The organism is Streptomyces scabichelini (genome assembly GCF_011045015.1).
Taxonomy (GTDB): Bacteria; Actinomycetota; Actinomycetes; order Streptomycetales; family Streptomycetaceae; genus Streptomyces; species Streptomyces scabichelini.
This window is the reverse complement of record NZ_JAAKZY010000310.1, coordinates 1-9,875: the sequence shown is the minus strand read 5'-3', so window position 1 is coordinate 9,875 and position 9,875 is coordinate 1. Positions and strand designations below refer to the sequence as shown.

Sequence of the window (9,875 nt, the reverse complement as noted above, 5' to 3'; positions counted from 1 at the left end):
CCGCACCCCCACCCACCCAGGGGCGCGAGGAACTGCGCGACAAGCCACAGCGCACCCGCACAAAACAACGAACCCAACCGCCCAACCCCCGGAGGGCTACGCTGCGGATATGACCTCCGAGGCCCCCACCCGCGCATACCGCCGCCTAAGCGTCGAGGAACGACGCAGCCAGCTGCTGGACGCGGCGTTGGGGCTTTTCGCCCGGCGCGTGCCCGAGGACGTATCGCTGGACGATGTGGCGGAGGCCGCCGGGGTGTCGCGCCCACTGGTGTACCGGTACTTTCCGGGCGGCAAGCAGCAGTTGTACGAAGCCGCCCTGCGTTCCGCCGCCGAAGAGCTGGAGCACTGCTTCGCCGAGCCCCCGGAGGGCCCGCTGACCCAGCGCCTCTCCCACGCCCTCGACCGGTATCTCGCCTTCGTGGACGAGCACGACGCGGGATTCAGCGCCCTGCTGCAGGGCGGCAACGTCGTCGGAACCTCCCGGACCACGGCCATCGTGGACGGCGTACGACGAGCCGCCGCCGAGCACATCCTGAGTCACCTGGACGTACGGGACCCGGGGCTGAGGCTGCGGATGACCGTACGGATGTGGATCACCGCCGTCGAGGCCGCCTCACTCATCTGGCTCGACGAGGACAAGGAACCACCGCTGGACGAGCTGCGCGACTGGCTGGTCGAGCAGTTCGTGGCCTGCCTCGTCGCGACCGCGGGACGCGACCCGCAGACCGCCGAGGTCGTACGGGCCGCACTCGCGATGGAGACCGCGGACGGCCCTCTCGGCACGCTGGTCCGCCGGGTGCTCCCCGTGGTGGGCGACGCCCCGTTTGTGAGACTGGCCCCGTGAAGAGCGTGAGACTGGCCCCGTGAAGAGCGAAGACACCCCCTTCGAGGGCGGCCCCCTGGACGGCCGCGTGCTCCCGGTCCTGCTCGGCATGACCGGACACCCACCGAAGGTGTACCGGGTGCCGGTCCCGGACGCGGCGGGCGGCCCGCCGACGGTCCTCGTCTACCGCCGCGTACAGGCGGGGCAGAGCAAACGGCTCGGCCTGCACCAGGGGTGGAAGTACCAGTTCGACCCCGAGGGCAAGAAGAGCGACAAGCTCAAGTGGCCGTGGTCCAAACCGGAGGCCAAGCCCGACACCCAGCCAGGCGCCACGCCGCGCACCAGGCCGGATGACGCCGACGAGTGACCTCCTTGAGCCGAACCGACCACGGCCCGCGCGCGAGCGCGACGCAGGCGTCTGATGCTCGCGGTACGGGGTGGAGGGGCCACCCCGTACCGGAGGTGATGACGTGTCAGAAAGACTCCTGCGCCTGGTCTGCACGGCGGCGCTCACGGCCGCGGCCCTCGCACCCGTACCCGCCGCATCCGTACCCGCCGCACCCGCACCCGTCGCAGCCGCATCGGAGCCCGATGACCTCGGCGGAGAGCGATCCGTCGCCAAGCGACCTGTCGCCGCCCTCCTGACAGACCTTCAGCGCCTCTACCGGAAAGCCGAGAAGGCCACCGAGAAGTACAACGCCACCGAGAAGAAGCTGAACAAGCAGCGCGCCGAGGTCAAGAAGCTCAACGGGCGGCTCGCCAGAGCCCGGCTCTTCCTGCACGACAGCCGCAGCGCCGCCGCACGGCTCGCCCGGCAGCAGTACCAGAGCCGCACCGAGATCTCCCCGTACGTACGTCTGCTCCTAGCCCGCGACCCGCAGCACGCGCTCGACCAGAGCCATGTGATCCGGCAGCTCTCCCGGCAGCGGGCCGAGACGGTGGACCGGCTGGTCGGCGGCGAGAAGAAGACCGACGCCCTGGCCCGCGCGGCGCGCAAGGCCCTCGACGGCCAACTCACCCTCGCCGAACGGCAGAAGAAGAACCGGGACGCCGTACGCAAGCGCCTCGACGAGGTGGAGGAACTACTCGCCTCACTCACCGCCGAACAGCTCGACCAACTCGCCGAACTGGAGAGAACAGGCATGGCGGCCCTGGGCGCCGTACGCCCAGGACAACGCCCTGAAGGGGCGCGGGGAACTGCGCGACCAGCCACACACAACCCGCAGCCTCCCACTCCCAGAACACCCAACGGCGATTAGGATCCGGCCACAGAGCCCAAGTACGCCTCCGTCTTCTCAGGCTCGTAGAAGAAGTTCTCGAAGTCCCCCGGGTCGTTGAAGCCGTTGGCGAACCGGTCGGCCACCGGCGGAAGCTGACCCGCCGCGCCGATCAGGTTCAAGATGTGCTCCGGCGGAGGAGCCAGCATCGCGTTGGTCCACTTCGTGACGTACTGCGCGGTGTCCCAGTACCGCTCGAACGTGTCCCGCATCCACGCCTCGTCGAAGGGCTTGTCCTCGTTCGCGAGGATCGAGCCGAGGTACGAAGCGGCGCACTTGGACGCCGAGTTGGACCCCTGCCCGGTGATCGGGTCGTTGGCGACGACCACGTCCGCGACACCCAGGACCAGGCCTCCGCCGGGCAGCCGGCCGACGGGGTTGCGGACGGTGGGCGTGTAGCGACCTGACAGCGTCCCGTTGGCGTCGGTCAGCTCCACCTTGGTGGCCCGCGCGTACTCCCACGGCACGAACCGCTCCATGAGTTCCAGGGTCAGGGAGAGGTGTTCGGCCGGGTCCTTGACGCCCTGGAAGACGTCGAGCGGGCCGCCGGGTATGCCCTCGAAGAAGAGGATGTCGGCCCGGCCCGAAGTGGTGAGGCAGGGCATGACGAACAGTTCGCCGACACCCGGGACCAGGTTGCAGCGGACCGCTTCGTAGTCGGGGTGCTCGGGGCGCGGGCCAAGACCGTGGACGTACGCGACGGCCAGGGCGCGCTGCGGCTCCGAGTACGGGGAGCGGGAGGCGTCGCGGCCGAACATGGACACCAGCTCGCCCTTGCCCGCCGACACCAGCACCAGGTCGTACGTACGGGAGAAGTAGTCGAGGTCGGAGACCGCCGCGCCGTGGATGACGAGCTGGCCGCCGCGCTGCGCGAACGTCTCCATCCAGCCGGCCATCTTCACGCGCTGGTCCACGGACTGCGCGTATCCGTCGAGCTTGCCCACCCAGTCGATCGCGCGCTGTGTGGGGCCCGGGTCGTGGGAGCCGGGCGCGGCCACCGAGACGCCGAGTCCTTCGATCTTCGGGGCCTGGGACTCCCAGAAGTTCAGTTGCAGATCGCGCTCGTGCTGGAGGGCCGTGTGGAACATGCACTGCGTCGACATGACCCGGCCGGAGCGGATCTCGTCCGCCGTCCGGTTGGACATCACGGTGACCTCGTACCCGTGCGACTGGAGTCCGAGGGCGAGCTGGAGTCCGGACTGGCCGGCTCCGACGACGAGTATCTTCCGCATACGGTCCTGTCTCCTACCTGGAACTACGGGCCTGCAACTACCGGCCTGGAACTACGGGCCTGGAACTACTGGCGACTACTCGGGGCTGACTTCGAGCGCGTGGCCGACGAGGGCCAGGAGGGTCTCGATGGCCGAGATCCGACGGCGCGCGTCCATGATCATGACAGGTATGTGCGCGGGCACGGTAAGGGCCTCCCGCACATCCTCCGGCTCGTACCGCTCGCTGCCGTCGAAGTGGTTGACGGCGACGACGTACGGCAGTCCGCAGCTCTCGAAGTAGTCCAGTGCCGGGAAACAGTCCTTCAGACGGCGGGTGTCGGCGAGGACGACCGCCCCGATCGCCCCGCGCACGAGGTCGTCCCACATGAACCAGAACCGCTGCTGGCCCGGCGTGCCGAAGAGGTAGAGCACCAGGTCGTCGTCGAGCGTGATGCGGCCGAAGTCCATGGCCACGGTCGTCGTCAGCTTCTCGGGGGTCCCGCTGAGGTCGTCGGTGTCCTCGCTCGCCTCGGTCATCAGCGCCTCGGTCTCGAGGGGCGTGATCTCCGAGACGGCGCCGACGAGCGTGGTCTTGCCGACACCGAAGCCGCCCGCCACCACGATCTTCGTGGCGATCGGGGCACGCGTCCGGTCCGTCTGCCAGGCCTGAAGGTTCTCGTCCGCGTCCGGGACGACCACGGGGCCGGCGGCGGCCTCAGAGACGGCGGAGTCCATCCAGCACCCTTTCGAGCAGTGCGCGGTCCGGCTGTCCGGTGCCGTGACCGGTTCCGTACACACGGATCTTTCCCTGGTCTGCCAGGTCGCTGATCAATACGCGGACCACGCCGAGCGGCATCTTCAGCAGCGCGGCGATCTCGGCCACCGTGCGCATCCGGCGGCAGAGTTCGACGATGGCCCGCATCTCCGGCATCACCCGGCTGCTTAGGGAACCTCCCCCATAGCTAAACGCATGGGAGGTGCCCCCAGTCAGTTCCCTCCGCTCCTCGGGGGCGTCGAGCGCGGCTGTGCTGGCCACGAATGTCTCGACGAGCAGCACGTGACCGAAGCGGGTACGGCCGCCGGTGAGGGAGTAGGGGCGTACGCGGGCCGGTTTCCGGTTCCCGCCACGTATCGGAAGCTCGGGCGTGCTGCTCACTGGGGGCTCCCTATCGACGCGTCCTCGATCGACTGGCGCAGCTCGCTGCGGAGTTCGGGGGTCAGGACGTGTCCGGCGCGGCCCACGAAGAGCGCCATGTGGTACGCGACGACGCTCATGTCGCAGTCCGGCGCCCCGTGCACGCCGAGCAGCGAACCGTCGCTGATCGACATGACGAAGAGGCTGCCCTGTTCCATCGCGACCATGGTCTGCTTGACGCCGCCGGAGTCCATCAGCTTGGCGGCACCGATGGTGAGGCTGCCGATGCCGGAGACGACGGTGGCGAGGTCGGCGGAGGAGCCCTTGGGTCCTGTGGGCCTGGCCGTGCCCGCCACCGCTGCGGCCTCCGCGTTCCTCCCGGGGTCGGAGGAGAGCAGCATCAGTCCGTCGGAGGAGACCACGGCGACCGACATGATGCCCGGCACCTCCTCGACGAGGTTCGTCAGCAGCCAGTGCAGATTGCGGGCCTCATTGCTCAGTCCGAAGGTACTCGGCGCTGTCAACTGCTTGCCTCCTCGACTGTGTCCCCCGCGGTTTCCACGACTTCTGCTGCGACTTCTGCTGCTTCTGCTGGTTCTGCTGCGGGCGCGCGCCTCTCGGCCGTCTGCTCGGCGATCTCCGCCTCGACGTCCCGACGGCCCTCCACCGCGCCCCGGTGGAACCCTCCGAGCCTGCGGCGCAGCGCCTCCGCGTCCACGGACGCCGCACGCGGCCTGGCCGCCGGCGGGGGCGCGGAGATCTTGGGGGTCCGCTTGGGCAGCCCCTTGTCGGTGACCTGCTGCGGCTCGTCGGGGACCGGCTGCGGCTCGTCGGGGATCCGCTCGTGGGAGTCGGGGCCGATGGCGTAGGGGTCGGGGGTGGTGGCCTGAGCCGGGATCGGGATGAGCTCCATGGTGGTCTCGGGCCTGGACCCGGAAGCCTCGGCGGGTCCGGTAGACCCGACGGACGCGGCAGACTCCGCAGTCTCGGTGGGCTCAGCGAACCCGGTGGCCTCAGCGGGCTCCGTGGGCTCAGCAGGCTCGGCTTCCGGCGCGGGATCGTCGCGTACGACTTCCCCGTTGCCGGTCTCCTCCCCTACCGCCTCGTCCCGTACCGACCGATCCCGTACCGTCCCCTCCCGTACCGCCTCTTCCGCGGCCTCTTCCGCCGCCGCGATCAGCGGGTCCCGTTCCGAACGGCCGTACAGCACATTGGAGTTGACCTCGGAGTCGGCGCCGGGGAACGACAGCGAGGTGGCGCTGCCGACCGCCGGGTGGGCCGCCGAGGGGACCGAGGTGGCGGGTGCGGCCGCGAACAGCGCCTTGGGCAGGACGGCGACCGCCGCGATGCCGCCCTGCTTCTGCTCGCGCAGCCGCACCCGTACACCGTGCCGGTGGGCGAGCCGCGCCACCACGTACAGGCCGAGCCCGAGGCCCTCGCCGCTCTCCTGGTCGTACGTGTCCTCGGGGTCGAAGTCCGAGAGGCGGGCGTTGAGCTGGTCGAGCCGTTGGGAGGTCATGCCGATGCCCTCGTCCTGGACGGAGAGCATGATCTCGCCGCTCTCCAGGAGCCAGCCGGAGATCTCGACGGGGATGTCGGGCGGCGAGAACGACGTGGCGTTCTCCAGGAGTTCGGCGACCAGGTGGCTGATGTCGTCCGCCGCGAACCCGGCGAGGTGCGCGTGCGGCGGCAGCGCGGCGATCCGTACCCGCTCGTACCGCTCGATCTCGCTGACGGCGGCGCGTACGACGTCGACGAGCGGGACGGGTCCCGGGTGCTGGTGGCCGTGTTCCGTGCCGGCGAGGACCAGCAGGTTCTCGCTGTGCCGGCGCATGACGGTGGCGAAGTGGTCGAGGCGGAAGAGCGTGGCGAGGCGGTCGGGGTCCTGCTCGCGCTCCTCGAGGTTCTCGATGACGGCGAGCTGCCGCTCGACGAGGCCGAGCGTGCGCAGTGAGAGGTTGACGAAGGTGCCGTGGATGCTCTGCCGGACCTGGTCCAGGTGGGCGGCGGACGCGGCGAGTTCGGTGCGCAGCTTCTCGCGTTCGTCGGCCAGCAGCTGACGCTGGCCGATGAGGTGCCTGCGGTCGCCGTCCAGGGTCGTCAGCCGCTCGTGGAGCGCGACGGCGTGCGCGTGCAGCGCGTTGACGGAGCGTACGACCTGGGCGAACTCGTCGTTGCGGCCGGTGAACTTCACCGGCTCCTCGGCGGCCGGGTCGGCGGCGAGACGGGCCGAGCCGAGGCGCAGGACCGCCAGCGGGCGGGTCAGCGTACGGGCCATGGCCGTGGAGACGCCGACGGCGACCAGTATCAGGAAGCCGAGAAGCGCGATACGGATCTCCAGGGCGGTGACGTCGTCGTCGCGCAACTGGGCGAGGTCCCTGGCCCGCTGACTGTTGAGGGACGCCTCGACGCCGCGCATCAGCTCGACGCGGGCGGAGAGCGCCGCGTCCAGGTTCTTGGTGTTGGTGTCGAGTTCGGACGCGGAGAGGTTCGGCCGGTCGGCGAGGTTCGTGAGGTATTTCTCGGCGGAGTTGACGTCGGGGCCGTTCACCGTGGAGTCGTACGAGGCGCTGTCGGCCTCGGGCGCGGCGTCGCGGAAGTCGGCGAGCGCGGCCTGCTCACGGACGTTGGCCTGCTGGGCGGCGGCGCTGAGCGCGTTGCGCTGCTTGGTGTCGGCGGCGGACGACGTGGTCGTCGTGCTGGTCAGGCCGGTGATCGGGTCGGTGGTCGTCTGCGTCCTGGTGGGCACGTTCAGGGCCGCGAGGAGCAGGCCTCGGGTGGCGGCGGCCTGCTGGACGGCGGTGTCGAGGTCGACGAGCGCGTGCGAGCCGCCACCCGCGCGGGGCGGCAGTTGCTCGGCCAGTTCCTCGGCGAGGCCGTGGAGTTCGGCGATGGCGGCGGAGTATGCCTGATGCGCTTCGAGAGCGGTGCTCTTTCCGGTGAGCGCCGCTCTGCGGACGGTCGCGATGTCGTCGAGGTCCTTACGCAGCGCGGCGGGCGCCTCCTCCGCGCTCAGCTCGTCGACCTGCCGGTCGACGCGGGCGCTGTGCCGCTCGGAGGGACCCTGGCCGTCGGGGCGGCCGGCCGCGATGTAGGAGGTGACCTCGTCGCGCTCGTCGGCGAGCGCGTGGGCGAGGGTCAGCGCGTCCTTGGTGCGGTCGGCGAGCGTGACCAGGTTCTGGGAGTCGTTCAGGTCGCCCGAGGCGGCGACGACGGACGGGGCGCCGGCTCCGGCGATCGCGGCGGCCACGACGGCGACGGCGACGATCAGCCGGGTGCGTACGTGGGCGGGGCGGCCTTTTCCTGCGGGGTCCGCAGGGTCAGGGGAGTTCGGCCTGTGCTCCGGCTCCGGGGAGTTCGGGGAGCCCGGCGTGCGCCCGGAGGCCTCGTCCGAGGCCGTCTGACTGCCTTTGCGCCGAGGCCGCATCTTCTGCACCGATGCTCGCATTCTTGTACTCGTGTACCCATGGGCCCGGGTGACGATCCGTCAACAAGCGTGTCGTTCCCGCTACGGCTCCCGACCTTCCCAGTGCCGGTGGGCAGTGGTCGCGCATCGCCTGACCCGCCACCCAAAGGAGTGAACATCGGTGAGGCAGGGGTGGGCAAGTTTCTCTGGCCCGTGCAGCGACCTCGTGCGGCGGGCCCGCTGGACTCCCACGGCAGCCGGTGGCAAGATGCACCGCCGCGCTCAGGCGGAGTCGATTATTCCGCCCCAATTCAGGCTTCCGACCAGCCGGTCCGCGTCAATTCGGCGATGATTGCCACCCTTTGACGAAGCTTGTGAAGAGCTCGTGCAGACTGGCCGGATGCGCACGGAACTGACCTCGGTACCCGGTGACCCCGCCCGCCCGAACGAGGACTACGCATCGGCCGGACTCCCGGCTTTCGGGCAGGGCGGTTCCCTCGTCGTCCTGGACGGAGTGACTCCACCGCCGACCGAGGTGGGCTGTCGGCATTCGGTTCCCTGGTTCACGGCGCGGCTGGGCGGAGCGCTGAGTGAACTGTCCGTTTCACGACGGGATCTGACGCTCCCCGAGGTGCTGGAGCAGGGCATTCTCCGGACCGCGGACGCCCATCGAGACACCTGTGACCTTTCTCACCCACGCACCCCTCAGGCAACTGTGGTGCTCTCCCGCTGGTCCGCCACCGACGTCGAATACCTCGTCCTCTCCGATTCGGCCCTCCTCGCCGAGTCCCCCGCAGGACCGGTCACCCCACTCCTCGACGACCGCCTCTCCCGCGTCCCCCGCGCCTCCCTGGCCACACACGCCATCACCGACGCGACGATCCGCAACAAGGAGGGCGGCTTCTTCACGGCCGCCGCGGACCCGTCGGTCGCGGCACGTGCGGTGACCGGCACACTCCCCCGCGCCGACGTCCGCACCCTGACCGCCCTGACGGACGGCGCCACGCGCTGGGTGGACAAGTTCCACCAGGGCGACTGGACCGAACTGGTCACTCTCGTACGCAAGGAAGGCGGCCAGGCCCTCGTCGACCGCGTACGGGCGCTCGAACGGGCGGATACGGAGCGGGAGTTCCTGGGCCGGAGCAAGACGCATGATGATGCGACGGTGGTGTACGTGGAGTTCTGAGTTCTGAGACCAGGGCCTTACGTCGCGCTCAGCTCTCGCTTCGCCGGTTCAACTGATGCAGCAGCCGGGCCAGTTCGGCGACCTCCTTTCGGTCCCAGTTGGCGAGCTGCCGTACGTACCGCGCCCGCCGCGCATCCCGCACCGTACGGAAACGGGCCCGCCCCTCCTCCGTGAGATGGACGAGCCAGGCGCGGCCATCGGCGGGATCGGGCTCACGGGCGATGAGGCCGAGCTCTTCTAGAGCCCGGAGCTGGCGGGACATGGTGGCCTTGCCGACACCGATATAGGCGGCGAGCTCGGTGGCACGCTGATCGCCACGCTCGTCCAGACGCACGAGCAGGCCGTACGCGGCGGACTCCAGATCGGGATGGACCTCCCGGGCCATCTCACCGGAGGAGGCCCGGGCGCGCCGCAGAAGAACGGTCAACTCCCGCTCCAGGGCCAGGAATTCCTGATCCACACCCTGTCCCGACCGCAACGGCTGCTCCTCACCGTTTCCGCCCTCGCGCACATCGGCCCCTGACTCAGCTTCGCGATCCTGAAAGTTTTGCCGAAGCTTAGTCATTCCCGCAGCTCCGGGGGTATTTCCGGGCTACGGTCCGAGGCATGTGTGCTCGGTCAGGGCGCAAGGCATGTGCGCTCCGTCAGGGCGCAGGGCATGTGCGCTCCGTCAGGGCGCAGGGCATGTGCGCTCCGTCAGGGCGCGGGGAGCGCGGTCTTTTCAGGGGCGGGGGCAGGCGCGGTCTTTCAGGGCGCGGGCAGGCGCAGTCTTTTAGGGGCGCGGGGAACTGCGCGACCAGCCACAAACAACCCGCACCCGGCAACGAACCCAAACCC

The 9,875-nt window shown here is 70.0% G+C and carries 9 protein-coding genes and 1 pseudogene; 4 read left to right on the top strand and 6 right to left on the bottom strand.

Going from position 1 to position 9,875, the window contains the following annotated elements; translation table 11 throughout:
- Positions 1-109: 109 nt before the first annotated feature.
- From G5C60_RS47210 to G5C60_RS47200, 3 genes and pseudogenes are all read left to right on the top strand, one after another.
- Positions 110-844 carry a TetR/AcrR family transcriptional regulator gene (locus tag G5C60_RS47210; protein WP_165269890.1) on the top strand — a complete coding sequence of 245 codons (735 nt, stop codon included), beginning with the start codon at positions 110-112 and terminating at the stop codon, positions 842-844.
- Between the two features lie 19 nt (positions 845-863).
- Positions 864-1,190, top strand: coding sequence for a hypothetical protein (locus tag G5C60_RS47205; RefSeq protein WP_165269888.1), 327 nt, complete (start codon positions 864-866; stop codon positions 1,188-1,190).
- 103 nt (positions 1,191-1,293) lie between these two features.
- Positions 1,294-1,971 (top strand): annotated as a pseudogene (locus G5C60_RS47200) (coiled-coil domain-containing protein); the annotation flags it as partial.
- Positions 1,972-2,078: 107 nt separating this feature from the next.
- Here the strand turns inward: G5C60_RS47200 and G5C60_RS47195 are convergent.
- The 5 genes from G5C60_RS47195 to G5C60_RS47175 all read right to left on the bottom strand — a co-directional run bounded on the left by G5C60_RS47195 (position 2,079) and on the right by G5C60_RS47175 (position 7,894).
- Positions 2,079-3,332, bottom strand: a complete 1,254-nt coding sequence (locus G5C60_RS47195) for a styrene monooxygenase/indole monooxygenase family protein (RefSeq protein WP_165269886.1) — start codon at positions 3,330-3,332, stop codon at positions 2,079-2,081.
- 75 nt (positions 3,333-3,407) lie between these two features.
- Positions 3,408-4,046 (bottom strand): GTP-binding protein, encoded by a 639-nt coding sequence (locus tag G5C60_RS47190; protein WP_165269884.1) that lies wholly within the window; start codon positions 4,044-4,046, stop codon positions 3,408-3,410.
- Entirely contained in the window at positions 4,027-4,467 is a 441-nt protein-coding gene (locus G5C60_RS47185; RefSeq protein WP_165269882.1) for a DUF742 domain-containing protein, read from the bottom strand. Before G5C60_RS47185 ends, G5C60_RS47190 begins: the two co-directional genes overlap by 20 nt.
- Positions 4,464-4,970: a roadblock/LC7 domain-containing protein gene (locus tag G5C60_RS47180; RefSeq protein ID WP_165269880.1), complete on the bottom strand. Its 507-nt coding sequence runs from the start codon at positions 4,968-4,970 to the stop codon at positions 4,464-4,466. Before G5C60_RS47180 ends, G5C60_RS47185 begins: the two co-directional genes overlap by 4 nt.
- Entirely contained in the window at positions 4,967-7,894 is a 2,928-nt protein-coding gene (locus G5C60_RS47175; protein ID WP_165269878.1) for a sensor histidine kinase, read from the bottom strand. The genes G5C60_RS47180 and G5C60_RS47175 overlap by 4 nt, the downstream gene beginning before the upstream one ends.
- A 358-nt stretch (positions 7,895-8,252) precedes the next feature.
- Between G5C60_RS47175 and G5C60_RS47170 the strand changes: the two genes are divergently transcribed.
- Positions 8,253-9,038, top strand: coding sequence for a protein phosphatase 2C domain-containing protein (locus G5C60_RS47170; RefSeq protein WP_165269876.1), 786 nt, complete (start codon positions 8,253-8,255; stop codon positions 9,036-9,038).
- A 28-nt stretch (positions 9,039-9,066) separates the two neighbouring features.
- Here the strand turns inward: G5C60_RS47170 and G5C60_RS47165 are convergent, their stop codons facing one another.
- On the bottom strand, positions 9,067-9,603 hold the full coding sequence (locus G5C60_RS47165) for a MarR family winged helix-turn-helix transcriptional regulator (protein WP_241267584.1): 537 nt from the start codon (positions 9,601-9,603) through the stop codon (positions 9,067-9,069).
- Positions 9,604-9,875 lie beyond the last annotated feature (272 nt).

Coding starts and splice junctions, on each gene's coding strand:
- G5C60_RS47210 (WP_165269890.1), top strand. CDS start 110: ATGACCTCCGAGGCCCCCACCCGCGCATACCGCCGCCTAAGCGTCGAG.
- G5C60_RS47195 (WP_165269886.1), bottom strand. CDS start 3,332: ATGCGGAAGATACTCGTCGTCGGAGCCGGCCAGTCCGGACTCCAGCTC.
- G5C60_RS47190 (WP_165269884.1), bottom strand. CDS start 4,046: ATGGACTCCGCCGTCTCTGAGGCCGCCGCCGGCCCCGTGGTCGTCCCG.
- G5C60_RS47175 (WP_165269878.1), bottom strand. CDS start 7,894: ATGCGAGCATCGGTGCAGAAGATGCGGCCTCGGCGCAAAGGCAGTCAG.
- G5C60_RS47170 (WP_165269876.1), top strand. CDS start 8,253: ATGCGCACGGAACTGACCTCGGTACCCGGTGACCCCGCCCGCCCGAAC.
- G5C60_RS47165 (WP_241267584.1), bottom strand. CDS start 9,603: ATGACTAAGCTTCGGCAAAACTTTCAGGATCGCGAAGCTGAGTCAGGG.